Annotated in this window: 28 protein-coding genes; 15 read left to right on the top strand and 13 right to left on the bottom strand. The window is 43.2% G+C overall.

Annotated elements, in window-relative coordinates; genetic code table 11:
* The first annotated feature begins 2 nt into the window (after nucleotides 1-2).
* Nucleotides 3-1,646 carry a serine hydrolase domain-containing protein gene (locus IDJ75_RS08435; protein ID WP_224746544.1) on the top strand — a complete coding sequence of 548 codons (1,644 nt, stop codon included), beginning with the start codon at nucleotides 3-5 and terminating at the stop codon, nucleotides 1,644-1,646.
* Here IDJ75_RS08435 and IDJ75_RS08430 read toward each other — a convergent pair.
* From IDJ75_RS08430 to IDJ75_RS08415, 4 genes are all read right to left on the bottom strand, one after another.
* Nucleotides 1,643-2,008, bottom strand: a complete 366-nt coding sequence (locus IDJ75_RS08430; RefSeq protein ID WP_191175189.1) for a response regulator — start codon at nucleotides 2,006-2,008, stop codon at nucleotides 1,643-1,645. The genes IDJ75_RS08435 and IDJ75_RS08430 overlap by 4 nt on opposite strands.
* 121 nt (nucleotides 2,009-2,129) lie before the next feature.
* Complete coding sequence (locus tag IDJ75_RS08425) at nucleotides 2,130-2,759, bottom strand: NAD(P)H-dependent oxidoreductase (protein ID WP_191175188.1); 630 nt, start codon at nucleotides 2,757-2,759, stop codon at nucleotides 2,130-2,132.
* Nucleotides 2,760-2,863: 104 nt separating this feature from the next.
* Nucleotides 2,864-3,253, bottom strand: a complete 390-nt coding sequence (locus tag IDJ75_RS08420) for a hypothetical protein (protein ID WP_191175187.1) — start codon at nucleotides 3,251-3,253, stop codon at nucleotides 2,864-2,866.
* 1 nt (nucleotide 3,254) lies between these two features.
* The gene (locus IDJ75_RS08415; protein ID WP_224746543.1) at nucleotides 3,255-5,597 is read right to left on the bottom strand and encodes a biosynthetic peptidoglycan transglycosylase; all 2,343 of its coding nucleotides are present in this window, start codon (nucleotides 5,595-5,597) and stop codon (nucleotides 3,255-3,257) included.
* A gap of 38 nt (nucleotides 5,598-5,635) precedes the next feature.
* Between IDJ75_RS08415 and IDJ75_RS08410 the strand changes: the two genes are divergently transcribed.
* From IDJ75_RS08410 to IDJ75_RS08400, 3 genes are all read left to right on the top strand, one after another.
* Entirely contained in the window at nucleotides 5,636-6,724 is a 1,089-nt protein-coding gene (locus IDJ75_RS08410) for an Mrp/NBP35 family ATP-binding protein (protein ID WP_191175186.1), read from the top strand.
* A 28-nt stretch (nucleotides 6,725-6,752) separates the two neighbouring features.
* Nucleotides 6,753-7,031 carry a NifU family protein gene (locus tag IDJ75_RS08405; RefSeq protein WP_191175185.1) on the top strand — a complete coding sequence of 93 codons (279 nt, stop codon included), beginning with the start codon at nucleotides 6,753-6,755 and terminating at the stop codon, nucleotides 7,029-7,031.
* Nucleotides 7,032-7,138: 107 nt separating this feature from the next.
* The gene (locus IDJ75_RS08400; protein WP_191175184.1) at nucleotides 7,139-7,759 is read left to right on the top strand and encodes a peptidase associated/transthyretin-like domain-containing protein; all 621 of its coding nucleotides are present in this window, start codon (nucleotides 7,139-7,141) and stop codon (nucleotides 7,757-7,759) included.
* Between the two features lie 148 nt (nucleotides 7,760-7,907).
* Here IDJ75_RS08400 and def read toward each other — a convergent pair whose 3' ends face one another.
* Both def and IDJ75_RS08390 read right to left on the bottom strand, forming a co-directional pair.
* Nucleotides 7,908-8,480, bottom strand: coding sequence for a peptide deformylase (def, locus tag IDJ75_RS08395; protein WP_191175183.1), 573 nt, complete (start codon nucleotides 8,478-8,480; stop codon nucleotides 7,908-7,910).
* Between the two features lie 21 nt (nucleotides 8,481-8,501).
* Nucleotides 8,502-9,731 (bottom strand): M16 family metallopeptidase, encoded by a 1,230-nt coding sequence (locus tag IDJ75_RS08390; RefSeq protein ID WP_191175182.1) that lies wholly within the window; start codon nucleotides 9,729-9,731, stop codon nucleotides 8,502-8,504.
* A 60-nt stretch (nucleotides 9,732-9,791) separates the two neighbouring features.
* Between IDJ75_RS08390 and hpt the strand changes: the two genes are divergently transcribed.
* Both hpt and IDJ75_RS08380 read left to right on the top strand, forming a co-directional pair.
* Nucleotides 9,792-10,328 carry a hypoxanthine phosphoribosyltransferase gene (gene hpt, locus IDJ75_RS08385; RefSeq protein WP_191175181.1) on the top strand — a complete coding sequence of 179 codons (537 nt, stop codon included), beginning with the start codon at nucleotides 9,792-9,794 and terminating at the stop codon, nucleotides 10,326-10,328.
* A 107-nt stretch (nucleotides 10,329-10,435) separates the two neighbouring features.
* On the top strand, nucleotides 10,436-10,786 hold the full coding sequence (locus IDJ75_RS08380; protein ID WP_191175180.1) for an energy transducer TonB: 351 nt from the start codon (nucleotides 10,436-10,438) through the stop codon (nucleotides 10,784-10,786).
* A gap of 28 nt (nucleotides 10,787-10,814) precedes the next feature.
* Here IDJ75_RS08380 and mfd read toward each other — a convergent pair whose 3' ends face one another.
* Entirely contained in the window at nucleotides 10,815-14,165 is a 3,351-nt protein-coding gene (gene mfd, locus IDJ75_RS08375) for a transcription-repair coupling factor (RefSeq protein ID WP_191175179.1), read from the bottom strand.
* Between the two features lie 138 nt (nucleotides 14,166-14,303).
* Here mfd and IDJ75_RS08370 point away from each other — a divergent pair, with 138 nt between their 5' ends.
* From IDJ75_RS08370 to IDJ75_RS08345, 6 genes are all read left to right on the top strand, one after another.
* On the top strand, nucleotides 14,304-14,720 hold the full coding sequence (locus IDJ75_RS08370) for a DUF4199 domain-containing protein (protein ID WP_191175178.1): 417 nt from the start codon (nucleotides 14,304-14,306) through the stop codon (nucleotides 14,718-14,720).
* A gap of 40 nt (nucleotides 14,721-14,760) precedes the next feature.
* Nucleotides 14,761-15,015, top strand: a complete 255-nt coding sequence (locus tag IDJ75_RS08365; RefSeq protein ID WP_317173752.1) for a DUF2752 domain-containing protein — start codon at nucleotides 14,761-14,763, stop codon at nucleotides 15,013-15,015.
* A gap of 134 nt (nucleotides 15,016-15,149) precedes the next feature.
* Complete coding sequence (locus IDJ75_RS08360; RefSeq protein ID WP_191175176.1) at nucleotides 15,150-15,509, top strand: TM2 domain-containing protein; 360 nt, start codon at nucleotides 15,150-15,152, stop codon at nucleotides 15,507-15,509.
* Between the two features lie 452 nt (nucleotides 15,510-15,961).
* The gene (locus IDJ75_RS08355; RefSeq protein ID WP_191175175.1) at nucleotides 15,962-17,059 is read left to right on the top strand and encodes a Nif3-like dinuclear metal center hexameric protein; all 1,098 of its coding nucleotides are present in this window, start codon (nucleotides 15,962-15,964) and stop codon (nucleotides 17,057-17,059) included.
* Nucleotides 17,059-17,802, top strand: a complete 744-nt coding sequence (locus tag IDJ75_RS08350; RefSeq protein WP_191175174.1) for a zinc ribbon domain-containing protein — start codon at nucleotides 17,059-17,061, stop codon at nucleotides 17,800-17,802. The genes IDJ75_RS08355 and IDJ75_RS08350 overlap by 1 nt, the downstream gene beginning before the upstream one ends.
* Nucleotides 17,803-17,974: 172 nt before the next feature.
* Nucleotides 17,975-18,205 (top strand): hypothetical protein, encoded by a 231-nt coding sequence (locus IDJ75_RS08345; protein WP_191175173.1) that lies wholly within the window; start codon nucleotides 17,975-17,977, stop codon nucleotides 18,203-18,205.
* A gap of 40 nt (nucleotides 18,206-18,245) precedes the next feature.
* On the opposite strand, the gene IDJ75_RS08340 is transcribed toward IDJ75_RS08345, so the two are convergent.
* The 6 genes from IDJ75_RS08340 to IDJ75_RS08315 form a co-directional block, all read right to left on the bottom strand.
* On the bottom strand, nucleotides 18,246-19,316 hold the full coding sequence (locus tag IDJ75_RS08340; RefSeq protein WP_191175172.1) for a PA0069 family radical SAM protein: 1,071 nt from the start codon (nucleotides 19,314-19,316) through the stop codon (nucleotides 18,246-18,248).
* 30 nt (nucleotides 19,317-19,346) lie between these two features.
* Complete coding sequence (locus IDJ75_RS08335; RefSeq protein ID WP_191175171.1) at nucleotides 19,347-19,985, bottom strand: response regulator transcription factor; 639 nt, start codon at nucleotides 19,983-19,985, stop codon at nucleotides 19,347-19,349.
* On the bottom strand, nucleotides 19,954-20,778 hold the full coding sequence (locus IDJ75_RS08330; RefSeq protein ID WP_191175170.1) for a sensor histidine kinase: 825 nt from the start codon (nucleotides 20,776-20,778) through the stop codon (nucleotides 19,954-19,956). The genes IDJ75_RS08335 and IDJ75_RS08330 overlap by 32 nt, the downstream gene beginning before the upstream one ends.
* Nucleotides 20,745-21,383: a hypothetical protein gene (locus tag IDJ75_RS08325; RefSeq protein ID WP_191175169.1), complete on the bottom strand. Its 639-nt coding sequence runs from the start codon at nucleotides 21,381-21,383 to the stop codon at nucleotides 20,745-20,747. Before IDJ75_RS08325 ends, IDJ75_RS08330 begins: the two co-directional genes overlap by 34 nt.
* A 9-nt stretch (nucleotides 21,384-21,392) precedes the next feature.
* Nucleotides 21,393-21,974, bottom strand: coding sequence for a hypothetical protein (locus IDJ75_RS08320; protein WP_191175168.1), 582 nt, complete (start codon nucleotides 21,972-21,974; stop codon nucleotides 21,393-21,395).
* Between the two features lie 71 nt (nucleotides 21,975-22,045).
* Nucleotides 22,046-22,432 (bottom strand): lipocalin-like domain-containing protein, encoded by a 387-nt coding sequence (locus IDJ75_RS08315; protein WP_191175167.1) that lies wholly within the window; start codon nucleotides 22,430-22,432, stop codon nucleotides 22,046-22,048.
* A gap of 232 nt (nucleotides 22,433-22,664) precedes the next feature.
* On the opposite strand from IDJ75_RS08315, the gene IDJ75_RS08310 reads away from it, so the two are divergent.
* The 3 genes from IDJ75_RS08310 to IDJ75_RS08300 are packed head-to-tail and all read left to right on the top strand — an operon-like array spanning nucleotide 22,665 to nucleotide 24,995.
* Entirely contained in the window at nucleotides 22,665-23,333 is a 669-nt protein-coding gene (locus IDJ75_RS08310) for a hypothetical protein (protein WP_191175166.1), read from the top strand.
* Nucleotides 23,334-23,369: 36 nt separating this feature from the next.
* On the top strand, nucleotides 23,370-23,843 hold the full coding sequence (locus IDJ75_RS08305) for a hypothetical protein (protein ID WP_191175165.1): 474 nt from the start codon (nucleotides 23,370-23,372) through the stop codon (nucleotides 23,841-23,843).
* Nucleotides 23,844-23,891: 48 nt separating this feature from the next.
* Nucleotides 23,892-24,995 (top strand): metallophosphoesterase, encoded by a 1,104-nt coding sequence (locus IDJ75_RS08300; protein WP_191175164.1) that lies wholly within the window; start codon nucleotides 23,892-23,894, stop codon nucleotides 24,993-24,995.
* Nucleotides 24,996-25,073 lie beyond the last annotated feature (78 nt).

Raw genomic sequence — 25,073 nt, 5'->3', positions numbered from 1 at the left:
AGATGAAAAGAATAACCATTTCGGCGCTGGTCATTTTTCTGTTAATAGTGTGCATTTGCCAGGCTCAGACAAATATTGGCGCCGGGATAGATTCTATATTTGCCACATATAGCACTAATAACCCTGGTTGTGCGGTTGCTGTTGTAAAAAATGGGCAGGTAATATTTACCAAAGGGTATGGCTTGGCCAGCATGGAATATCAGGTTCCCATAACTGCATCAAGTATTTTTGATGTTGCCTCTTTGTCAAAGCAATTTACCGGGTTCGCTATATCTACATTAATACAGCAAGGTAAAATATCATTGAATGATGATGTACGGCAATACCTGCCGGAGTTCCCGAAAATAGGAAAGGTTATTACCATTGGCAACCTGGTGCACCATACCAGCGGCCTGCGTGATTGGCCCGAGGCTTTGGAGGTTGCCGGTTGGCGCTACAGCGAACTTTGTTCGTTTGATGATATCATGAATATGGTTAAACATCAAAAGGAACTTGATTTTGAGCCGGGATCCGAACACTTTTACTCTAACACCGGTTACAATGTTTTGGCGGCAATAGTAGAAAAGGTTACCGGTAAAACCTTCCGCGAATGGACAAGCGGAAATATTTTTAAGCCATTGGGCATGGGTGATACCTTCTTTTTAGATGATAGCCGAAAAGTTATACCGGGGCTGGCATCTTCTTACTACCCGGATAATGGTGTTTTTGTAAAAAGCACCGATATCCTAACGGCTTATGGTTCAAGTTCGCTTTATACATCGGTTAATGATCTGGCTAAATGGACAATAGCTTTTGAAAAGGCCATTGATGCGAAAGACACGGTTTACACACGGATGCTTGAAGGGACAACCCTAAACAACGGAACTAAAATTGCGTATGGTTTTGGTTTAGAAACAGAGGATTATAATGGCTACAAAAGCATTGTGCACACCGGCGCATGGGCTGGCTATCGAACCATCATCAGGATGTTTCCTGATCAAAAATTAGCATTTATTGTTTTGGGGAATGCTAACGACAATAACCTTAGCGGAGGGCTTACCGGAAAACTTGTGGGACTGTTCCTGGAAAAGAAGAATAACGCGGCTACTCCGGCAAAAATAACAGTGAGTTATCATCCGGCTAAGGCTGTATTAAATAAATATATGGGCAATTATAAATGGGGAGGTGGTGAAGTTGCCATAGCCCAGCAAAATGGTGTATTAATGTTTCAGTACAGCGGCGAGGATGCGTACCCAACAATAGCCCTTTCAGATTCGGTATTCCTGTTAGAAGCCGCAAATAAAAACGTTACTTTTCATGCCGATAAAAACGGCGCGGTAAATACGTTTACGTTTAGGGATAAACCGGCTAAACGCTTTATGATTTATAAAACGCCACCCGGAGAATTGCCTCAATATACAGGTGTTTATTATAGCCCCGAATTAGAAGTTCAATACCGGATTTATGTAAAAGATAGAAAACTGTTTATCCATCATTTTCGCAGGGGAGACTTTGAATTATCGTCAAATACGAAAGATGAATTTACCGGCGGTATAGGTATGTTAGCTTTTTACAGGGATGCCAAAGGCATATCTGGCTTTAAGCTTTCGGGCGGCCGTGTTCGGAATATCCGGTTCAATAAATCAAATGAATTGCCAATCAATTAAGCCGCTAATTGCATCGCAACTTTATTGATCAGCGCATTCATGTCAAACGGTTTGTGTAATACATCGTTTGGTGCGCCATCCTGGGTTAGTGCGGCATCAAGGTTATCTTCAGACGAGCAGATGATCACCGGCAGATCTTTTGTTGCTTTATTTAGTTTTAATATTTTGCAGATGTCGCGGCCATCCATACCGGGCATTATAGCATCAATGATCAGCAGGTCGGGGTGGGTGCTTTTTACTTCTTCAAACACATGATCTCCATTGGGTAGCGATGATACCTCATAGCCGCTATTGATGAGAATGTAGCTCATTACTTCTACTATCAGCTCGTTGTCGTCAACTATTAATATCTTCTTGTTCATGGCTTTGTATTTCAATAAGTTATGCAAAGCCCATGCCGAAACCCACTTAGCTGTAAAAATAAGGCTAAATCAAAAGGGCGGATACATATCCGCCCTTTTGTTGTATGTAATACTAAGCAATTTATACGTGTATAAATAATTCGCTTGCAGGCCTGCGTACTTTTGCTGCCCGGCTTGTGGCATCATCTTCGGCGCGGTAGCCAATGGTTGCAATAACGGTTGCTGTTAAGCCTTTTTCTGTTAAGCCTAATATTTTATCAAAACCGGCAGGGTCAAAACCTTCCATCGGGCAAATATCAACATCCTGCTCGGCAGCTGCTGTAACCAATACACCTAAGCCGATGTAAGCTTGTTTTTGCGCCCAAAGTAACAGCTGTTCGGGGGTACGGCTGTTAATAGTACCTAACACCATACTTTCATAACCGGCTAAGTTTTTGCGCGGTACGTTGCGGGTTGCAGCAACATTATCTATAAATTTTTTACCAAAATCTTCGTTGATGTTGGTTTCTGCGGCAAAAACTATCAGTTGCGATGCATCTGTAATTTGCGGCTGGCCATATGCAACCTCGCGCAATTGGGCACGGGTAGCGGGGGCTTCAACCACCAGTATGCGGTAGTGCTGCAAGCCTAATGATGATGGGGCCAACTGTACTGCATCCAGTATAGTTTGTAATTTATCAGCAGCTATTTTTTTAGTGCTGTCGAATTTTTTTGTGGCATAGCGCCAGTTCAATTTATCTACTAATGACATGATTTTTTCAGCGTTTGTTTATGCGGGCAAACATATATGTTTAAACACATAAAAATGGTCATGCGGAAGTAAAGACTATAGGATTGGTAGTTTAAATACGAAAGTTAAAATTCACCGGCTGTAGAAGGTAGCTCGGTCACGTCGCCCTCAAAATGTAATAAGGCCTGCCCCGGTATAAACAGGAAATTATAATAGGAGTGCTGGTTAAGATGGTCTTTGATCACATCCTCGCAACCAAATGTTAATTGCATATCATAGGTCACACGTAAACGACCTTTTAGTATAGCCATATCATAATGCACAACCCCGAAACGTATGTTACTGATTGCCGATGGTCCAAACTTTGGTTTGTTTTCGTATTGTATGGCAGATGCCAGGCTGCTGAACGCGGGTTCCTGCGGGGCAAAAATATTTTCTAAGCTTGTTTTTAAATCCGCTTCATTTTCAGGGATTGCAAACGCCGCGGGTAATGAAACATCAAATTGCTCCTGCATATTAAGGCATGCGGTCTTTTAACTCTTTCACCTTTTCTTTGCCCTCATCTTTCAACCGGTTTTTCTCAGCCTTTATTTCTTTTTTGGTTTTACCGGCGGTATCCACGTTATCTACCCGTAATTTATAATCGGCTTTTACCTTTTCAATTTCCTGTTTAAGGCGGGTTTTTATAGCGTCATTGGTTTCCTCTATCTTTTTTTCAAGCTTGGCTGCGGTAGTGTCTTTCTTACCAAATAAGCGTTGGAAAAAATTGGGGTGTTTGGGCTCTTCAAAAACAGGCGTAACGCCAATGCCCGTGTTGTTATCATCGTCGGTTTGATGCATCAGGCTATCCGCCACTGCTGTATCAATAGGCGCAATTGTTCTGCGCAGGCCTTCCCGTAAACGCACCCCGTAAAAGCCATAGGCATTCGTGTCGCGCGCTATAAGCCCTTTGCCCGCCATCAGCCTGCCTATAAGGTTAAAATAGCCATGCAGGCCCTGCCTAAGCGTTCCATCGGGCTGGAAAGCATATAGGCCCGCTTTGGGGTTAGGTACAATACTGGCAAGGTAAATACTCTCGCCAACGGAAAGCTCTGAAGGCGATTTGCCAAAATAATACCTGGCTGCTTCCCCAATGCCATATATACCACGGCCCCACTCAATAATATTAAAATAAACCTCAAGCATACGGTTCTTGCTCATGATACGGTTATTCTCTATCAGCCAAACAATCAGGATCTCCTCTATTTTGCGCGACAGAGTTTTGTTGCGGCTCAAAAACGCATTTTTGATGAGCTGCATGGAAATAGTACTGCCACCGCGTTTAAATTTCTTTTCCTTAATATCGGTAATGAACGATTTGCGGATGGACTCATCCACAAAACCGCGGTTGGTGTAAAACGACGGGTCTTCGGCCGTCATCACCGCGTTGCGAACGTTTGGCGAGATCTGCTCCAGCGGGGTAAAGTTAGGAGCACCTGGGCCTATAGTATGCGGCGGCATGGCTTTACCTTTTTCGTACGGGGTGTAAACAAATGTTTTGTTAAGCTTGCCCAGGTCGGCCCTGCCGTATTTCACGATCCTGAAGTCTTTGTCTTTTTGCAGGCGCGAATCAAAAACCATATCATCAATATGCGCCCAGTTCAGGAACATGTTAAGGCTGTAGTTTAGTTTGCCTGTTGCCTGTATCCCGTCTAATGATTCGAACATCCCGGTGGGGAACGAATCGAAAACATCCTGCGCGTTAACCCAACCTGTATTTACCTTTACCTCGTATATTTTAACCGGGTTAAGTGTGTATTTTAAATACGGGTTAGCGGTAAGCTTTTTAAGGTGGATAACAGACGAGCTATCGAGCGAGATATAATTAGTGCCCACAAATACGTTGGCATCTACCGATCCATTGGGTATCACAATATCACTTACCGATAACCCTGGATGGTTCAATAACAGGTTACGTACACTCCATGACCCGTATACCTTTGTTTCGCCGTTGCTGTGTTTAACATTGCTTAAGCGGGTGCTCAGGGTATCAAAGTTTAGCTTTAGTTTAAATTTCTTTTCGATGATGGGCAGCTCTACCTTTTTTCCATCGGCATACAGGTGCACATCAATATCTTTATCTGAGGGCTGCATCTTACCATCAATATGCCAGGTGGCAGCCCCGTCGTCAACTTTAATGGTTGAGGCCAGCTTGCCATTTTTAATAATGGCGGTTTGGGCCAGCATTTTTAAGCGGGCGCTATCGTCAACAAAGCTCACCAAAAAGTTATGCAGCGAAAGGTTATCCGGAATTTTGTAAAGCACCTCATTGATGAGGTTGTTTGAGAGTTCGGACAGGTCTACCTTGTTACCCGTACTGGTAGTATCTTTTTTCTTTTTAAAAAGGAAATCGAAGTTTTTTACGCCTTTTATGCTGGTTAAGTTGAGGCGGCCGTTCTGCAGTATAACATCGGCCAGTTTGATGTTGCCAAATATCAGCGGGAGAACCTTTACGCTAACGCTAAAATCTTTTACCGAAAACAGGCTGTCGCGCTGAAATGGTACTACGGTGATATCGGTAAAGGCAACAGTACTAAGCCCTGTAAAACGCGCCGAACCTATTTTTACATCTAAATTATAATCCCTTTTGGCTTTTGCTTTAGCTTTGTAAATAGCTTTTTGCAGCAATACCTCACGTTTAGAATAGGCAACGTATCCGCCTATCAGCATAATAACTACTAATATTAGAACGGTTATACCTGCAATACGGATATATTTGGGGTTGATACGGCGCATATAGGAATTTTGCTTCAAAACTAAACTAAATATGATGTGGTGCAAACGGTTGTAGCCCGCAAATTGTTTTTTTAACAAACGCATGCTGCTACCTGTTTTCGTATTTTTGCGATTAAATAAATATGGAATTTACAAAAGAACAAGTTTTACAAGCCCTTGGAAATGTTGAAGAACCGGATCTGAAAAAAGACCTGGTAACGCTGAACATGATACAGGATATACATATTGAGGGCAACAAACTGAGCTTTTCGGTTGTGCTTACCACACCGGCATGCCCGTTAAAGGCGTTAATTGAAAATGCCTGCCGCAACGCCATCGGTCATTTCATCAGTAAAGAGATTGAAGTTACCGTGAATATGACGTCGCGCGTTACCTCGCAAAAAAACACCGGCGTACCGGGCGTTAAAAATATTATCGCGGTAGCATCGGGCAAGGGTGGGGTTGGTAAATCTACCGTATCGGTGAACCTGGCGCTGGCGCTTTCAAAAACCGGCGCAAAGGTGGGATTGATAGATGCCGATATTTATGGCCCGTCTATCCCGATCATGTTCGGGTTAGAGAACCAACGCCCGAAAGCCACACAGGAGAACGGCAAAACACGCATAGAGCCAATTGAGAAATACGGCATCAAATTGCTTTCGATAGGTTTCTTTACAGACCCAAACCAACCGGTACCATGGCGCGGGCCAATGGTATCAACAGCCGTAAAACAACTGTTTAATGATGCCGATTGGGGCGAGCTGGATTACCTGGTTGTAGACCTGCCACCGGGTACGGGCGATATCCACATTACCGTTACGCAAAGTTTCCCGGTTACGGGGGCGGTAATTGTAACCACGCCGCAAAATGTAGCGCTGGCTGATGCTAAAAAAGGTATTGGTATGTTTTTGATGCCGGCCATCAATGTGCCCATTATGGGAGTAGTGGAGAACATGGCCTACTTTACACCAGCAGAACTGCCCGATAACAAATACTACATATTTGGCCAGGGTGGGGGCAAAAAGCTTGCAGAAACTTTAGATGTACCATTTTTGGGCGAAATTCCGTTAATAAAGGGAATAAGCGACTCTGGGGATGCGGGCAGGCCTATTGTGATGGACGACGATGGTGTAATGACCACCGCATTTATGGAAATGGCCAGGCGCGTTGCCCAGCAGGTTTCTATTTGTAATGCCCAAAAGGCCGATAACTTAAATGTGGTAAATAATTAATAACTTTACTTTATAATTTAAATAAAAAATGAGTTTAACAGATCAGGTGGAAGCAGCGTTGGATACCATAAGGCCTTATTTAGAGGCAGATGGCGGAAACGTTTCTGTAGAAGATATAACCCCTGAAAAAGTGGTAAAGTTAAAGCTGCTTGGTTCTTGCGGGTCGTGCCCGATGAGTATCATGACGCTTAAAGCTGGTATTGAACAAGCCATTTTAAAGGCTGTGCCGGAAATTACCGGTATTGAGGCGATAAACCTAACCGATATTGACGACCCCAATGCCGTGCTTCCTGAAAATTTAAGATAGTGTTAAGAAGTGTTAAATACGCTATTGATATTTTTTCAATAACGTATTTTTACCCGCACATGTAAAACAAAGCTAAACATGGCAGGTAATTTGTGTAATCAGGTTAAATGAAAAGATTAATTGGCATATTATTTTTACTGACATCTTTATCAGCATTTGCCCAAAAAAAAGAGGCTCCGCTGGTTCAGTTTACGGGTGTGGTATACAATGCCGATAGCATATCTGTTATAGTACCTTATGTAAGTGTTACCAACGTTAGCCAGCATAATTCTGTTACTGTAACAAACTTTAAAGGTTACTTTTCATTTGTGGCACATGAGCAGGATTCATTGCAGTTTACAGCTATTGGTTATGCACCCGTAACGGTTGTAATACCTGCCGATATAAAAAGCAAAAGCTATACCGTACGCGTTTTAATAAAACCGCAAATAACAAACCTGCCAATGGTTAGGGTATTCCCTTGGGCTACGACAGATGAGTTCAGGAAAGATTTTGTGAACGCTAAAATAGCCGATGATGACCTTGCAATTGCCCGCAAAAATATCAGCCGGTCATCTATAATGGCCATGACCAATAGCCTGCCGCGCGACGGACAGGAAATACAATCGGCCAATTCACAATACCTGCACCAGGATATTGTTAACTCGCATTCCCGTACCAATCCATTGCTAAACCCGCTTGCCTGGGGCAGCTTAATTAAGTCGATAACCGACGGAGACAGCAAGTAAGAGAGAATCAGGATTTTTAGAATCAAGAGACAAGACAGCTGCACAAGCTGATACCTATAATAGAAAAGGGCTTCGATAATTCGAAGCCCTTTTCCGTTTTTATATGTTTTTACTCTTAATTCTTATGTCTTGGCTTCTTGACTCTTTTCTAACGTCCTTTCTTCGCCGCCGGGAATTTCATGCGGTAATCTACATCAACAGCACCTTTTGAAATATCGTTCAATTTTTTCTCTATCAGACGTTTGCGTAGCGGGCTCAATTTATCGGTAAATAGTTTACCTTCAATATGGTCATACTCGTGCTGTATAACGCGGGCCGCCATGCCACGGTAAGTTTCTTCGTGATGTTTCCAGTCCTCGTCATAGTACGAGATCTTAATAACCGGCTTGCGGCTTACATCCTCACGGATATCCGGGATGCTCAGGCAACCTTCATTAAAAGCCCACTCTTCGCCGGTTTCTTCTAATATAGTAGCGTTAATAAATGCTTTTTTGAAATCCTTTAGTTCAGGCTCTTCATCATCAAAAGGGGAAACATCAATTACAAACAAACGCATAGACATACCCACCTGTGGGGCAGCCAGCCCAACACCGCGGGCGCCATACATGGTTTCAAACATGTTGCCTATCAGTTCTTTTATATGAGGGTACTCATCAGGCTCAATAGAAGTGGCTTTTTTTCTTAAAACCGGGTCGCCGTACGCTACTATAGGATATTTCATAGTACAAAGGTAAAAGTTTTATTACTTAGGCTCAAATAATAAGGTTATCATACGGTCATTATCAAAAATTTCGTTGCTTATCTCCAGGAGGTCTTCGGCTGTAACCGCATTTATTTTGGTGAAGATCTCCTCCAGCGAATCGATCCGGTTAAAATCGAGCAGGCTTTTTGCCATAGATATGATCAGGCTCATGCGGCTTTCTTCGGCCAGCGCTATCTGGCCAATAAACTTTTCTTTGGCTTGTTTTAACTGTACTGTTCCAAGCTTGTTATCTCGCAGCTTTTTAAGTTCTTTATGTACCAGTTTAAGGGCTTTTTCGGCCTTCTCCGCATCGGTACCAAAGTATATAGAGAAGATGCCCGTATCTGTTAACGAGGTGTAATTTGATTCGATGGTGTAAGCTATGCCGTGTTTCTCGCGGATCTCCAGGTTAAGCCGGTTGCTCATGCCCATGCCGCCCAAAACATTGTTGAGCAGCAGTAACCCATATTTATTTTGATGTGCCGATGGATACGCCCTGCCACCCAAAATACAATGCGTTTGTGAGATGGGTTTTTGCAAGGCATAAATGCCGTGGCTGATGGCATCAGGCGCTATCCTGTTTTTTTGACTGGTGTTTTCGGGCACTTTGCCAAAGTACTTTTCGCACAGCTTTACCAGTTTCTTAAAATCGTAATCGCCATAAACAGCGAACACCATTTGGTGGGTATTATTATTGGCAGCGGTAAACTGTTTAATGTCGGCACCGTTTAATATACCAACGCTTTCGGGGGTGCCCAAAATGTTGTTACCTATGGGGTGCCCTTTAAAAAGGTACTCTTCAAAATCATCTTGTATAGCTTCCTCTGGCTGGTCCAGGTATGACGAGATCTCGTCAAGTATCACGCCGCGCTCCTTCTCCATTTCATCCTCCGGGAAGGTGGAATGAAACAGAATATCCTCAAACAGGTCTACAGCGCGCTCCAGGTGTTGTTTTAATAACGAGGCGTGGATACAGGTGTACTCTTTGGTGGTATAAGCGTTAAGGTCGGCGCCTACAAGTTCCAGGTGGTTTAATATCTGCGTAGTATTGCGCCTTTCGGTTTCTTTAAAAAGCAAATGCTCAATAAAATGGGCGAGGCCTTCTTTTTGGGGCAATTCATCGCGCGACCCCGCGTTTAGTACAAAACAGCAGTGCGTAATAGGCGAAGGTGAATATTTAAATAATATGCGGATGCCATTGGGCAGCGCATGAACCTGGTGATCTGTCATAAAAGGTTCAAAGATAGCGTTTAAACCTCCAAATTGTTTGGTATTGCTTATGTTTACCCTATGAAATTACAAATAGCCGACCTTGAATTTGAGCCGATGTACCCGCATGAAGTGATACAGAAACGTATTGCCGAGCTTGCGCAGGATATAAATAATGATTTTGAAGGCCGCCAGCCCATATTTGTGGGCATACTGAACGGCAGTTTCATGTTCGCGTCAGACCTGCTGAAAGAGATTGTTGTACCCTGCGAGGTAACTTTTACCAAGCTCGCATCTTACTTCGGCGGCCTGTCAAGCACCCGTACTATCCGCGATGATTTTGACCTGCACGTAAACATTACCGGCAAAGATGTGATTTTGCTGGAGGATATCATCGATAGCGGTAACACCATTAAATACCTGATAGAAAAGTTAATGGTGCGCAACCCGGCGTCCATTACCGTATGCACCCTGCTTTACAAACCCGATTCGGTTGAGCATAGTATTGAAGAGTTAAAATACGTAGCCTTTCAGATCCCTAACAAATTTGTGGTAGGGTATGGGTTAGATTATAAGGAATTGGGTAGAAATTTGAGAGGGATCTATCAGAAGGTTTAATATCTTTGAATATAATATAACGTTATAAAATGAAGATTTCTGCTTTATTGAAGCATACCCTTTTAACAATTTTATTTTACTTTTTTGCAAATTACTTTGTGTCAACTATGAGGAAGAACCTTAAGCTGCCTAAAGTAACTGATGCAAAAAAAATAGTTGATTCTGCAATTATCTCTTTCACTATTAATGAAAACGGAAGTTTGATAGAAATTGGTACAGTAAATCCTGTGCCATCTGAAATACTCAGCGCATTGAAACAGGCACTTGGAAAATGCTCAAATTGGACACCATCGATGTTTTATGGAATTCCATTAAAATCAAAGGTGCAAATGTCATTAAAAATAAATTCCGAGTATATCGATAAAAGTTATCAAAAGAGTATAAAATATAACATAAAAACTCTTTATAGGGATAATCCATTAGTAATACCGGACTACATGCGTTCAATGATTCGGTAAAGAATGAGCAAAAAAATTATAGCTACGGCTACACCCCAACCACCATCATTTCTTCTAACAATTCCAACGCTTCATCAATATTGGCAACGCGCTCAACGCTTAGGCGCAGGGTGTTTTTTACTTCTTTCAGATTTGTTCGGCGCGGGTTGCGCTGTACAAAGTTCAGCACTTCTTTAAAGGCATCGGTTTCAAAATAAGCCGATTGCTGATTGGTTATAAAATAACCGCGCAGTACATTCTTCTTAAGCGATACCTTCTCAAAACCGATGGCCTTGCCTAGCCATTGCAGGCGCATGGAGTTCAGCAAGTCGTTCACCTGTTCTGGTATAGGGCCAAACCTGTCGTGCAGTTGCTGTTTAAAAGCCTGCAGCTCAGTTTCGTTTTCCAGTTTGCTGAGTTCGGTATACAGGTTGTAGCGCTCTGCTATGCTGGTTACATACTCATCAGGTATAAGTATCTCCTGGTCGGTATCAATCTGAGTGAAGCTGATAAACGGCCTTGGCTTATCATCAGGGAATACACCCTTAAACTCGTCATCCTTCAGTTCCTGTATGGCTTCATCAAGTATCTTATGGTACATGTCAAACCCAATTTCGGCTATAAAACCGCTTTGTTCGGCTCCCAAAAGATTCCCGCTGCCGCGGATGTCAAGGTCGCGCATGGCAACGTTAAAACCACTGCCCAGGTCGCTAAACTCTTCAATGGCGCTCAGGCGTTTGCGGGCTTCGTTGGTTAGGGTGCTCAGCGGCGGACTCAGCAAATAACAATATGCCTTTTTATTGCTTCGGCCAACACGGCCACGCATCTGGTGCAGATCGCTCAGGCCAAACATGTGGGCGTGGTTTATGATAATGGTATTGGCATTAGGGATATCCAAACCGGCCTCGATAATAGTGGTTGCCACCAAAACATCATACTCGTGGTTCACAAACTTCAGCATCACATCTTCCAGGGCATCACCCTCTAACTGGCCGTGGGCAATACCTACGCGTGCCTTTGGCACCAGCTTATGGATCATTCCGCCAAGCTGCGGCAGGTCGGCCACGCGGTTATGAATAAAGAACACCTGCCCGTCGCGTTCAATCTCGTGCTCAACGGCCTCTTTTATCAAGGTATCGTTAAACACATGCAGTTCGGTAACCACCGGCTGCCGGTTTGGCGGAGGGGTGGATATAATGGAAAGGTCTCTTGCGCCCATTAATGAGAAATGCAGCGTACGCGGTATCGGCGTTGCGGTTAACGTTAAGGTATCCACATTGGCGCGCATATGTTTTAGCTTCTCTTTTACCGATACACCAAACTTTTGCTCCTCGTCAATGATCATCAGGCCAAGGTCTTTAAACTTCACGTCCTTGCTCACTAAACGGTGTGTGCCTATAATGATATCTACCTTACCCTGCTTTAACCCATCCAGGGTATCTTTTACCTGTTTGGTGGTTTTAAATCGGTTTACGTAATCAATATTTACGGGGAAGCCCTTTAGCCTGTCGCTAAATGTTTTGTAATGCTGGGCGGCCAAAATGGTTGTAGGCACCAATATGGCTACCTGTTTGCTATCGGCCACGGCCTTAAACGCGGCGCGTACGGCAATTTCGGTTTTACCAAAGCCTACATCGCCGCATATCAGCCTGTCCATAGGATGCGGCGATTCCATGTCCTTCTTGAAATCTACGGTCGCCTTTTCCTGGTCCGGGGTATCTTCGTAAAGGAAGGATGCTTCCAGTTCTGTCTGCAAATAACTATCGGGCGAAAAGGCATTCCCATCCTGGGCTTTGCGCAGGGCGTAAAGCTTGATCAGGTCGCGGGCGATGTCTTTAACTTTTTTTTTTGTGGTTTTTTTGAGTCGTTCCCAGGTATCGGTGCCCAGCTTGTTCATGCGGGGTTCTGTGCCTTCTTTGCCGCTGTATTTGCTGATCCGGTTTAACGAGTTGATGTTTACATACAATAGATCGTTATCGGCATAAACCAAACGGATCATCTCCTGCGTTTTGCCGTTTACCTCCACCTTTTCAAGCCCGGCATATTTGCCGATACCATGATCTATGTGGGTAACAAAATCGCCGGGTTTTAGGTCGCGCAGCTCTTTAAGCGTAATAGCCTGCGAACGCTGGTAGCCTTTTTTAAGCTTGTATTTATAGTAACGGTCAAATATCTGGTGATCGGTATAACAAGCCAGTTTTTGTTCCCTATCAATAAATCCTTCGCGGATGCTGATGCTTACCGGGGTAAATTTAACAGTTTTGTCCAGGTCTTCTAAAATAGCATATAGCCGCTCAACCTGTCGCGCCGAATCGGTAAGGATGTAGTTCTCTATCTTCTCGGCCTCGTTATTTTTAAAATTATGGATCAGCAGGCTAAAATCCTTATTGAAGGATGGCTGCGGACGCATATCAAAACTGATCTGCGTAGCATCGTTGTAAAAGAATTGCTTGCCAAATTCAACCAGTGCAAAGTCATGCAGCTGGTCGGCAATAAGTTTCTCGTCGGTAAAGCTAAATTTGGGGTCTATCCAATCGGGGTTCTGGTTCTTTTCATCCGCGGATAAGGCCTTCCAAAGCTGCGTAGCTTTTTTATGCCCGGTTTGGATAATATCCAGCGTAAACTGCACATCTTTTATCCATACTTGTGTGTCGGGTTCTACATATTCCAGCAGGGAGATGTTATTCTCGGTAAGAAATTTTGATTGGACGTTGGGTACAATGGTGATATTCTTTACCTGCTCAACAGATAGCTGGCTTTCTATTTCAAATGTACGTATGGACTCAATAACATCGCCAAAAAACTCGACTCGGTAAGGCAAATCATGCGAGAAAGAGAAGATATCAACAATCCCGCCACGAACAGAGAACTGCCCGGGCTCGTAAACAAAATCAACCCGGTCAAAATCATACTCCACCAAAAATTCGGTGATGAAATCGATACTGAGCTTATTATTTACAGATATTTCGAGCGTGTTTTTCTCCAGCGATGAGCGGTCTATCACCTTTTCGGCCAAAGCCTCGGGATAAGTTACGATGAGCTGTCCGTATTCAGTAGAATGGTTAAGTTCATTCAACACCTCGGCACGGGCAAGTACATTGCTGCTGTCGGGTTGGGTAAATTCAAACGGTTTGCGGTATGACGAGGGGAAAAGCAGGATGTCTTTACCGGTAAGGTTTTCCAGATCGGCCAGGAAATATGCGGCTTCTTCGCGTTCGGGCAGCACAAATATCATGTGTTTGTGCTGCAAAAAATACAATGCAGCCGCCATGGCCGCATCACCCGACCCGACTAAACCACGAAGCTGCACCCTTGGATTTTTACCGGCATTTAAAGCTTTCGCCAATGCCTTTATCCTATCGTCAGCCTTGTATCGCTCTAATATATCACGGATGTTCAAAACGGTGTAAATATAGGTAAAAAAGCCTTTTTTTATGTGGCCGGGTATTTATCATAAAATTAAAGCAAACAATTTGCGCTTATGTTTACTTTTAAATGATATTTCGAAACTACAACAAAGTACCAAACTTTATACAACATGAAGAACTCAGTAATATTTGGATTAGTAATAGGTGTTTTAAGTTTAATATGGCTTTTTATAATGCGCCAAACAGGATATCACTTAACCGATAGTGAGGTTAACCCCATTGAATATGTTTCCATATTAATACCGCTTATAGGGTTGTTTTTTGGGGTTAAAAACTTTAGGGATGGCGAACTGAAAGGCAATATGGGCTTCTTGGAAGCATTGATACAAAGCTTTAAAATTTTATTGGTTGGCGGTGTTCTAGCTGTGTTTGCCGGAATTGTATTTATTAACTGGGGTGGTGCGGGCAGTAATGATACCACTTTTCAAAGTTTTAGCGGCCGTATTTTCGGCGCGCTGCTTGTTGGTGTAATAGAAGCGTTTGCAGTATCTTTACTGCTAACCACCAGGAGCAACCGAGTTGATTAGAAAGTACTTTAACCGATATTTTGAATTAATTTTTTGGATAGTGGCTTTGATTTGCCTGGCGTTTACAAACCCGGCAGGTGAAAGCCACTTTAGCTTATGCCCTTTAAAGCTGCTTGGCTTTACCTGGTGCCCGGGTTGCGGCCTTGGCCATGCTATCTCTTATTTGTTTCATGGTGATATAAAAAGCTCTTTCCATGCGCACTGGTTGGGTATACCTGTGCTTGGCGGTTTGTTGTACCGCATCTATACACTGGCGCTGCCACGTAAATACCGCTTTAACGCTGATAACCGGTAAAAAAATTCCCCTGTTTCGCCGAATAAATTACCGCGCTTACCGATGGTTTATAACAGGTTGCCTATTAGTTATAGGCAAATTTTTATTTCGATATTAGTTTTACATCATCAATCACAACAATAAAACGTAAAAAAATGAACACTTACAATCCTTATATGTCACTGCCAGGCATCACAACAGAGGAAATGGCAGTTTTGCACCAGGCAACAAGCAGCCTGAGCGATACCCAAAAACAAACCTTTTACATGATCTATTCAGGTAAAAGAAAAAGCCCGCAGGATATTATGATATTCACGCTGCTTGGCTTTATCGGCATTGCGGGGGTACAGCGCTTTTTGGTGGGCCAGGTAATGATGGGCGTATTTTACTTTTTTACAGCAGGCTTTTGCTTTATCGGTACCATTGTCGACCTCATAAACCACCAGTCTATAGCAAACGAATACAACCAGAAAATGGCCTACGAAAGCTTTAACATAGCTAAAATGGGTGTTTAATTATCAAAATATATACAAATCCCTAAACCATATCACAATGAAAACCCTGAGAAAACCAATAGCAAACAAATTAATGTCTCGTTTTGATAAAGAATTGATGAACATTTTAATGAACGACCTGAAAGTTGCAAAAGCCAAGGTACGGTCAAAGATATAAGCAAAGTTTTTAAGCTATATAAGGATCAAAACGCGGTGAGCGTTGGCAGGCCGGTGACGGTTGGCGCCAAAGAAAATATCACTGGTTGTTTTGATCTTTTTGCGTTTTACTCACCCCAGCGACACTACGTGCGCGACCCTCTCTTCGCTGCACGGAAAGAAGGTTTGTTTTTCTCCTTGCCTTTTTACGAAGCAGAGAGGGTAGATGCCGGGGCGAGTAAATAATAAAGCGATTACACCAACCGAATAAAATATTCTTTCCAAACATCGCCGCACCTTACTACCTTAGTACAATTATGAAATTAGCACAGCTAACTGCTTACCTGGAGAGCATGGCCCCGCTGGCCTTGCAGGAAGATTATGATAACAGCGGCCTGATAGTGGGACAGCCGGAGATGGAGGTACACCAGGCGCTGATATCGCTGGATTGCACCGAGGCCGTGGTTGACGAGGCCATAGCAACCGGTTGCCAGGTTATCATATCGCATCACCCTATTGTATTTAAAGGGCTAAAAAGGTTTAATGGCAAAACGTATGTAGAACGCGTGGTTGAAAAAGCCATCCGCAATAACATAGCGCTGTATGCCATCCATACCAACCTGGATAACGTAATGACAGGCGTTAACGCCCGCATTTGCGAAACGCTTGGCCTAACCAATACACGTATTTTAGCCCCCAAGCATAACCTGCTTAAAAAACTGGTTACCTATGTGCCCATTGCCCAGGCCGAACAGGTGCGTAAAGCGCTGTTCCATGCAGGGGCAGGCCATATTGGCGAGTACAGTGAAGTAAGTTTTAACGCCGAAGGAACCGGCACTTTTAAGGGTAGTGAAAATAGCGACCCTTATGTGGGTGAGCCAGGCGTTCGTCACCACGAAGAGGAGATGCGGATAGAAACCGTTTACTCGGCCAACCTGGAAAGCAAGATCATCATGGCGCTTGTTTTGGCGCACCCGTATGAGGAGGTAGCGTACGACCTGTATAACCTGACCAACCAGCACCAGGAAATTGGCAGCGGCATGATAGGGGAACTGGACGCACCAATGGACGAAGCCGAATTTTTAGCAGATGTAAAAACAAGTATGGATGCACAGGTAATAAGGCACACCGCATTTACAGGCAAACAGGTAAAAAAAGTAGTGGTTTGCGGTGGCTCGGGAGGCTTTTTATTGAAGCAGGCCATAGGTGCAGGGGCAGATGTTTTTATTACTGCAGATTATAAATATCACGAGTTTTTTGATGCAGAGGGAAAAATACTCATCGCCGACATTGGACATTTTGAAAGTGAGCAATTTACGCAACAATTATTGTTCGAAATTATTCAGAAAAAATTTAGTAACTTTGCCATCCGTTTAACAAAAGTGAATACAAACCCCGTCAAATATTTTATTTAATGGAACAAACCATAGAACAAAAGCTGAAAGCTTTATACGACCTGCAAACCATCCACACCAAAATTGACAAGATACGCCAGGTAAGAGGTGAATTGCCTATGGAAGTTGCAGATCTTGAAGATGACGTAGCAGGCCTTGAAACCCGCATACAGAAGATCAAGAATGAGCTTGATGATCTTGAGGATGAAATTGTAACCCGCAAGAACCTGATAAAAGACGCACAGTCTAACATAAAAAAATACGAAACTCAGCTTAACGAAGTAAAAAACAACCGCGAGTATGATGCCATATCAAAAGAAATTGAGATACAAGGCTTAGATATACAAGTGAGCGAGAAAAAGATTCGTGAGTATGGTTTCGAGATCGCATCAAAAACCAGCATTTACGAAAAAGCACAAGCAGATCTTGATGCACGCCGCAGCGACCTTGATGCTAAAAAAGATGAGTTAGGCACCATTACCGCCGAAACCGAAAAAGAAGAAAGCGAGTTAACGGGACAGGCCGAAAAAGCTACCGGTAATATTGATGAGCGTTTGCTGATTGCTTATAACCGTTTGCGTAAAAACGCTAAAAATGGTTTAGCAGTAGTTACCATTCAGCGCGATTCATGCTCTGGTTGCTTTAACCAGATCCCGCCTCAGCGCCAGTCAGACATCCGTCAGCGTAAAAAGATCATCGTTTGCGAGCATTGCGGACGTATCCTGGTTGATGAGCTAATGGCTTTGGAAGAAGAGAACGCTTAATTAGCAACCACGTTCATAAACTTATATTTATAAGGCCCCTCTACGGGGCCTTTTTTGTTGTGGAATAATCCCCGCGCGTAATTGCGGAGTATGAAGCAACGCCGTTCTTTTTTTCAAATAAAATTTCCTCTCTCAAAAGAACGGCTATCTTTACCGCGAGAAGATTAGAGATATGGGATTACCGCTACGGATTACATTTAACGACAAGGATTATGTTTACCAGATTGTAAACAGCCGTTTAATAAACCAAAATACAACCGAACTGGAATTACTGCTGAACGGCGAAAAGCTACAGCTGATAAAAGAAAACACCATCTGGATCCAAAAAGATGGCGAAGAGCAACTCGACCCTAATTTTGTACAGGCGCTGGGCAGGTCGGTATCGCTTAGGTTGAGGATGTAAGCTCTTTCTAACCACCGCGTCATTGCAATGACGATTAGGGTTAAAACATACTCGTTTGCTTTCCGCCCCTTGGTGTAAACAATGTAAAATCATATTGCGGCATTTCGCGGCCCGCCAGGAAACGTACGCAGGCCATACGGTATAGTTGGTGGATGGATTGCGCAACCTGGCCCTCGCCGCTCATACGGCGCCCAAATTCACTATCATTAAGGCTGCCCCCGTGGCAGGCCTTTATCATATTTAAAACCTTCTCAGCCCTGTCGGGGAATGCCTTGTGTACCCAGTCGGTAAAGATCTCGGCAATTGCCCCGTTAAGCCTTACAATGGTAAAGCCGGCTGCTACTGCGCCCCGGTCGGCAGCTGCTTTTATAATATCGGGGATCTCGTTACTGTTTAGCCCGGGGATGATTGGCGCTGCCATCACCCTGCAGGGGATGCCTTTTTCTGATAGCTTTTGGATAACACCAAGCCTGCTCATGCCCATAACCGTACGTGGTTCCAGCTTTTGCCGTAACGATTCATTTAACGTGGTGATAGATACGTTTACATGCGCAAGGTTCATGCGGGCTAATTCGCCCAATATATCCATATCGCGTAGCACCACATTGTTTTTAGTAATGATGCTAACCGGATTGCGGTATTTTAAAAACACTTCTAACAGCCCGCGGGTTATTTTAAGCTTGCGTTCAATTGGCTGGTAGCAATCTGTATTGCCCGAGAGTACGATGGGCACGGGCTCGTAACCCTTTTTATTGAAATATTTTTCGAGCAGCTCTGGCGCATTACGTTTTACGATGATCTTACGTTCAAAATCGAGACCGGCGCTAAAGCCAAAATACTCGTGGCTGTTGCGGGCATAACAATAAATGCAGCCATGTTCGCAACCCTGGTAAGGGTTTATGGAGTGGAAGTGACTCAGATCCGGACTATTAGATTCGCTTACGATCTTCTTTGGGGTTTCTTCAAAAAGTTGGGTATGCGTATTTTCCAGCAGTTGTTCGTCAAGCCCCTCAATATGGTCCAGTACATATTTGTTCTTTAAAAACCTGTTGTGCGTATTTACCTGCGCCCCTCTACCCTTAAAAAATTCATCGTTTTCCGCATGTGACATGAAAACAAATTTGCTAATAATTTTAGCAAATTACAATTCAATCATGTTATTTTTTATCGCGTATAAAACCAGCCCTACACGGCTTTTTATCTGTAGTTTTTCAAAAAGCTGGTCGCGGTAACCGTCAACCGTGCGCGCACTAACGCACATTTGGTCGGCAATTTCCTTGTAGGTAAGTTCGGTGCCAGCAAGTTTTAGAAACTCAATTTCGCGGGCGTTAAGCTTAATTTGGTCTGTGTTTTTGTTAAAGCTTTGTACCAGGTGGCGGGTTACAAATTCGGGGTAATACAGTTCGCCCTGCGATACTTTTTTAAGAGCCTGCTCAAACTCGTGCGGTTCGGCGTCTTTTAGCAGATAGCCTTTAACGCCAATTTTTACCATACTCAATACTTTTTCGGCATCCTCAAACATGGATAAGATGATGATACAAACGTCGGGGTAATGCGTGCGCAGCCAGTGCGCGGTGCTGGTGCCATCCATTACTGGCATGTTTATATCCAGCAAAACAATATCGGGTTTAAACTTGGGAGATATTTTACGCGTTAGTTCTTCGCCGTTGCCAGCCTCAAAAAGTATTTTATAGCCAGTAATAGAAGTTATTAATGATACGATGCCACTTCTGAAGAGGCGGTGATCATCAACCAGGGCTATAGTGGTTTCCGTTGGCATGGGTATATTGTGTAAGGGGGTCAATAGTAATTTTTATACAACAACCCTTGCCTGGTGCGCTGTCAATAACAGCATCAGCACCAATTAAGGCAGCCCTGTTCACAATGTTTCTTAAGCCTGATCCGCTTTTGTTTAGCGAATGGGCCGGGAAACCCACACCGTTGTCTTGAATGGTTAAGTTAAACAAATGATCAAAATAATCCAAACTGATCTTTAGCTGCTTTGCGCCCGAATGTTTCAGCGTGTTATTAAGTGCTTCCTGGAAAATGCGGAACAATACCAGCTCGCGTTCTTCGCCCAGGTTACGGGCGTTGCCGCCAATGGCCAGTATAATGTTAATAATGCCACTTTTGTTGACACGGCTGGTTTCTATTTCCATGGTTTGTACAAGCCCAAGCTGCATAATATGCTCATAGCTGAGGCTCTTTGAAAGATCGCGCAGGTCATTTATTACCTGCGCAACCAGGTTGCGGCTTTCACTTATTTTTTGCTCGGCCTGTTCGGGTGTAGCTTTCGCGGGGATAGCCAGGTTAAGCTTAACAAAAGAGAGTACCTGGGTTACATTATCATGTATTTCGCGGCTAATATGGTTAAGGGTCTGCTCCTGCATTTCTACCTGGGTTTTTAGAAGTTCCTGCTGGAATTGCGATTCGAGTAGTGCTTTTTCTTCCACAAGTTTTTTCTTGCGCTGGTTGTATAGGTTAACGTATATCAGCACAAAGGCGGGCGCTAATAAAAAAATCAGCGTTGCTGTGACAATTAACTCAACCGTTTCCTTTGTTGATATCTGCATAAAAATGAGTATGACCAGCAACTGTATAAAAGCAGGTTTAATATAGCGTATATATCTGAACGTAAGTTGTTTGGGATTGAAAATAACTGATAAAAGAAAAGGTCGCAGGCAACGCTTCCAAAATAAAAAAAGAAAACGCCGTTTACCCACCAAAACGATGGCAGTTTTGACAATTGCTCATACCCTTCGCTTTTTAAAAGTTGGTAATAATATAACAAGCTGCAAATGCAAAAATGTACGGATAGCAGGGTGTCGCTGTTTACATTAAATTTAGTAATACCGTGAGATACTACCTCTTTTGTATATACGATAATAAATAGCAGCACCACAGCTATTATATATAGCCTTCCTTTTATATAATCTTCAAAAAAAGTGTAGAACACGGCACTTACAAAACCAGTTTCGAGCAACAGATACAAGTTGTAGATCCAACTATTATTTTGCTGGATGATTATCCTGTAATACCGCCCGGTTAACTCAATAATACACACCGCGATTAAAAACAAGATCTGGGCTCTCCAGATCTTGTTTTTATCATTGATGAGAAAAACTATAGCTAAAAGCAGGCCGGTTAACTCAACAATGTTGTTAGCAGATAAAAACATAAGTAATTATTATGGGCATGAAAGTACTGCACCAATCTCACAGCATTTTACCGGAGGAGGGCAAAGCTCGCCTTTGTCTGCAGGGCCGGTTAAAATAAAGGCCTTTTCATCGTTAAAATAATCGCGATGAAAATGCACCTTTGCAAGATTTACAGAATCTTTTGTTGAAACAAAAACAAGCGTGTTTCTAAACGAGTTATTAGGATCAAGGTCATATGTGGCAGGCTCTTTAGCATTATCACCATAAGTTCCAAAATAAACACGTACACCATCTGTTTTTCCATTAGCCGCCCTCTCTTTTTTCAATATCTCGACATATTTCTCCAGTTTATCCAGTTCAAGCCAAACAGAGCGCGTATTGCCGTCGGTAGACGCCAGAGTTCCATCTGGCTTTGATACGGCGCCAACATGTGGTTCATAATTCTTAACCATTCGGCTTGCAAGTTCAAAGGGGATTTCAACAGGGCCGCGGTCGGTTACTGCGGTATCGGGCGAGGTTGTTACTGCGGCCGGCTCATCGGTAGCTGCAGGTTTTTGCTTACACGATGCAAGTACACATAATACAAATAGTACTGAGAGTAAATTTTTCATTGTTTAAATTGTTTTAAGATTAACGGTTTCCCTAAGTTACATTCTATCAGGAACATTTGTATTTACAAAGATTATTTTTTAAAATAAGCTGTCCTCACTTCGCCATTATCATTTGTAGACATCACAAGCTCACTACTGGTTAGTTTTTCTACAGTGGCAATATTGGGTTTCCCGGCAACAATAAAAGTTATTTTATTACCGGATAGGCTCCATTGTGCATTGTCATTGTCCATGCTGTCGTAAGCTGTACCATCTTCGTTAAGCTGAAAGTATTCGCCATCTTCAAAAGTTTCGGTATCGCCGTTTTCAACGAATTTTACATAAAGCCATTTGCCAATAAGTTTACTTTTTGATATCGATGTTGAAGGGGAACCGTCCTCGTTGTTTTTTTTGCTGCAGCCGGCAAATATGGTAAGCCCGCCAATAAGTAGTAATGCGATAAATAATAGTTTTTTCATGATCGTGATTAATTAATGTTTAATTGATGATTTGCAACTGCTAAATTATTTGTATCGCAGGGGTATTAGCCCCGTGTTTTCACGGTATTTGCACAGCATAAACACAGTATAACTTGGGTGATATGCGCATTGATGCGCCTTGCTGTTTAACGGAGATTTGTGATAAGCAATTACAGCAATTGTGGCCGGGAAAGCCGAAAACGGAACAGAGTAGGCAGCATAGATTTTTGATATGAATAACCTTAACCTTTCAAAACTTTTATTTATCCCTTTACTATGTGCAGGCATAACCGCCAGTGCGCAAACTAACAGCCTTACCGGCATCACCCAGCCGGAGGCTAGCTCAAACCCTACAGCCGTGTTGGTAAACAAATCTGTAAATTTTACTCCTTTGGCAAGCGGAAAAAACCTATTTGAACAAAAGGCAGCGTTTAAAAATGTTGCAGCAGCAGATGCATCTTCATCAACATTCAACTTTGGGTTAGAGCTCGAAGGGTTACTGCCAGTGGGTAATTTTAAAGATGCTACATCGGCAGGACTTGGCGTTAACGCAGTTGGTTTATACCATATTGGTGATATAGGAGCGGTTACCGGTAGTGTGGGTTACAATTACTTCTTAAAAAAAGAGGATGCTGAAGTAAAATACTCGGGCATACCTATTAAGGTTGGCTTTTTGGCCAAGTTTGGCGGGATGTTTTTTGTTGAGCCGCAAGTGGGTGTTTATAACCTGCGTGTGTCTGATGAGGACGATAACTCTGCAAGTAACACCAATTTACTGCTGGCTGCCAAAGTTGGCCTTAACATAGGCGAAAAATCTCATTTGGGTGTAGGTTATAACTACATCAAAGTAACCGGCGGTTCGTATGCGTTTGCAGGCGTTAGCTACCTGTTTACCTTCTAAAATCTATTTATAAACAAGCACTAACACATGAACAATATGAAAACTTTAAAAAGAAATTTATTTGTAAAAAGCCTGCTGCTTTTAATGGTGGTAGCCTTTTTGGGTAGCTGTAAAAAGGATGATAGCGGAAACGACGATATCGGCGCGGGTGCAACCGGTACATTTACCATAATGGGTACAAAATTTAGCGGGCCATGCCAGTCAATACCTGCAACAAGCGGCGTATCTGGTAATATTGATGTGATCATCGCGTCAAGCACCGGCGCGTCTTTCACTGTGTATAACATGCCAACTGGTAGCAGTGGCACAAGCAATGTTGTTAATTTTGATGATAACACCGGGTTTTCATCAAAACTATATGCCGTATGTGTTCCAAACAGCAATACTGTGTATTCATCAACAGGGGGAACCGTTACCAAAAAGAGTTCCACTTCGTACGAGTTTTCTGTTAACATGATAGATCTGCTAACAGATGAACGGGTTACCATAACCGGCAGCGGCAAGTATTAATTCTTAAACCTTATCACACAATTATCAGCGGCGCATGTTAATCCCCACATGCGCCGCTTTTTACAACGCCTGCTTTATAAACCCGTATCGCGCCTAGCCGATAAATTCTCATCAAGGCCGGATAAGGCAAGGGTTAATAAGGCATTAAATTCGCTATATAAAAGCATCATTACCAAGCCGGGTAAAAATGGACTGGTAATACCATTCGCCCCTGAAAAAGATAAGTTCATTATCTTTTCTGATCAGCATAAAGGAGCAAGGGACGGGGCCGATATATTCGCCCTTTCGGCAAAGAACTACCTGGCCGCGCTTGATCATTATAACCGCGAAAAATTTATTTATATAAACCTGGGCGATAGCGAAGAGCTTTGGGAAAACCTGTTTATAACCGTAAAGCGGCACAACAAACCAACGTTCGAGAAAGAGAAGCTATTTATGGAGCAGGACCGGTTTGTAAAGATATTTGGCAACCATGACCTGTACTGGGGTAACGACCCGCTTGCAATGGTAAGCCTGTTGCAAATTTACGGCAAAGCTATAAGGGTTTATGAAGGAGCCGTTTTACAAACGCAGGTGAATGGTAAACCGTTAGAGATATTTATGACCCATGGCCACCAGGGCGATCTGCAAAGCGATGGCAATTGGTTCAGCAAGTGGTTCGTGTCTGACGTTTGGGGGCCATTGCAGGGCTACCTTCGCATAAACCCTAACACGCCGGCCTATAACAACCAGCTAAAAACAGATCATAACCGCATTATGTACGAATGGAGCAGCCAGCGCAAAAACACACTGCTGATAACCGGGCACACGCACCAGCCGGTATTCCGGTCGCTAACCGAGCTGGAAAATCTTTACATACGCCTTGATAAAGCCAGAACCGATAACGATGTTTCCAAAGTAGCGGAGTTTGAAAAAAAAATAACCAGCCTGCACCTGCAGGGGAATACGCCACCTGATTTTAATGGCTACCTGGATACTTATTTTAACACTGGCTGCTGTTGTTTTAATGATGGCGATATCACCGGGATAGAGATAGCAGATGGCTATATCCGTTTGATAAAATGGGCTTATAACAAAAAGGCGAGCGAAAGGGTGGTGTTGGAGGAGTGTAAGCTGGATGAGTTGAATATTTTAAGAGAAGTAGAGAGATAGAGGTGATAAGCGCGTTATTTTGAAAGGAGCGGTAGTGATCGGTATGAGTCGCGCTCTTCGCTCTGGAAATCACGCTCT

The sequence above is a fragment of the Mucilaginibacter rigui genome (assembly GCF_014773275.1).
Lineage (GTDB): Bacteria > Bacteroidota > Bacteroidia > Sphingobacteriales > Sphingobacteriaceae > Mucilaginibacter > Mucilaginibacter rigui_A.
This window is presented reverse-complemented; position numbering and strand designations above follow the sequence as displayed.

Bases quoted from the DNA above. Each gene is read 5' to 3' on its own strand.
- IDJ75_RS08435 (WP_224746544.1), top strand. From the start codon at position 3: ATGAAAAGAATAACCATTTCGGCGCTGGTCATTTTTCTGTTAATAGTG.
- IDJ75_RS08430 (WP_191175189.1), bottom strand. From the start codon at position 2,008: ATGAACAAGAAGATATTAATAGTTGACGACAACGAGCTGATAGTAGAA.
- IDJ75_RS08425 (WP_191175188.1), bottom strand. From the start codon at position 2,759: ATGTCATTAGTAGATAAATTGAACTGGCGCTATGCCACAAAAAAATTC.
- IDJ75_RS08420 (WP_191175187.1), bottom strand. From the start codon at position 3,253: ATGCAGGAGCAATTTGATGTTTCATTACCCGCGGCGTTTGCAATCCCT.
- IDJ75_RS08415 (WP_224746543.1), bottom strand. From the start codon at position 5,597: ATGCGTTTGTTAAAAAAACAATTTGCGGGCTACAACCGTTTGCACCAC.
- IDJ75_RS08410 (WP_191175186.1), top strand. From the start codon at position 5,636: ATGGAATTTACAAAAGAACAAGTTTTACAAGCCCTTGGAAATGTTGAA.
- IDJ75_RS08405 (WP_191175185.1), top strand. From the start codon at position 6,753: ATGAGTTTAACAGATCAGGTGGAAGCAGCGTTGGATACCATAAGGCCT.
- IDJ75_RS08400 (WP_191175184.1), top strand. From the start codon at position 7,139: ATGAAAAGATTAATTGGCATATTATTTTTACTGACATCTTTATCAGCA.
- def (WP_191175183.1), bottom strand. From the start codon at position 8,480: ATGAAATATCCTATAGTAGCGTACGGCGACCCGGTTTTAAGAAAAAAA.
- IDJ75_RS08390 (WP_191175182.1), bottom strand. From the start codon at position 9,731: ATGACAGATCACCAGGTTCATGCGCTGCCCAATGGCATCCGCATATTA.
- hpt (WP_191175181.1), top strand. From the start codon at position 9,792: ATGAAATTACAAATAGCCGACCTTGAATTTGAGCCGATGTACCCGCAT.
- IDJ75_RS08380 (WP_191175180.1), top strand. From the start codon at position 10,436: ATGAGGAAGAACCTTAAGCTGCCTAAAGTAACTGATGCAAAAAAAATA.
- IDJ75_RS08370 (WP_191175178.1), top strand. From the start codon at position 14,304: ATGAAGAACTCAGTAATATTTGGATTAGTAATAGGTGTTTTAAGTTTA.
- IDJ75_RS08360 (WP_191175176.1), top strand. From the start codon at position 15,150: ATGAACACTTACAATCCTTATATGTCACTGCCAGGCATCACAACAGAG.
- IDJ75_RS08355 (WP_191175175.1), top strand. From the start codon at position 15,962: ATGAAATTAGCACAGCTAACTGCTTACCTGGAGAGCATGGCCCCGCTG.
- IDJ75_RS08350 (WP_191175174.1), top strand. From the start codon at position 17,059: ATGGAACAAACCATAGAACAAAAGCTGAAAGCTTTATACGACCTGCAA.
- IDJ75_RS08345 (WP_191175173.1), top strand. From the start codon at position 17,975: ATGGGATTACCGCTACGGATTACATTTAACGACAAGGATTATGTTTAC.
- IDJ75_RS08340 (WP_191175172.1), bottom strand. From the start codon at position 19,316: ATGTCACATGCGGAAAACGATGAATTTTTTAAGGGTAGAGGGGCGCAG.
- IDJ75_RS08335 (WP_191175171.1), bottom strand. From the start codon at position 19,985: ATGCCAACGGAAACCACTATAGCCCTGGTTGATGATCACCGCCTCTTC.
- IDJ75_RS08330 (WP_191175170.1), bottom strand. From the start codon at position 20,778: ATGCAGATATCAACAAAGGAAACGGTTGAGTTAATTGTCACAGCAACG.
- IDJ75_RS08325 (WP_191175169.1), bottom strand. From the start codon at position 21,383: ATGTTTTTATCTGCTAACAACATTGTTGAGTTAACCGGCCTGCTTTTA.
- IDJ75_RS08320 (WP_191175168.1), bottom strand. From the start codon at position 21,974: ATGAAAAATTTACTCTCAGTACTATTTGTATTATGTGTACTTGCATCG.
- IDJ75_RS08315 (WP_191175167.1), bottom strand. From the start codon at position 22,432: ATGAAAAAACTATTATTTATCGCATTACTACTTATTGGCGGGCTTACC.
- IDJ75_RS08310 (WP_191175166.1), top strand. From the start codon at position 22,665: ATGAATAACCTTAACCTTTCAAAACTTTTATTTATCCCTTTACTATGT.
- IDJ75_RS08305 (WP_191175165.1), top strand. From the start codon at position 23,370: ATGAAAACTTTAAAAAGAAATTTATTTGTAAAAAGCCTGCTGCTTTTA.
- IDJ75_RS08300 (WP_191175164.1), top strand. From the start codon at position 23,892: ATGCGCCGCTTTTTACAACGCCTGCTTTATAAACCCGTATCGCGCCTA.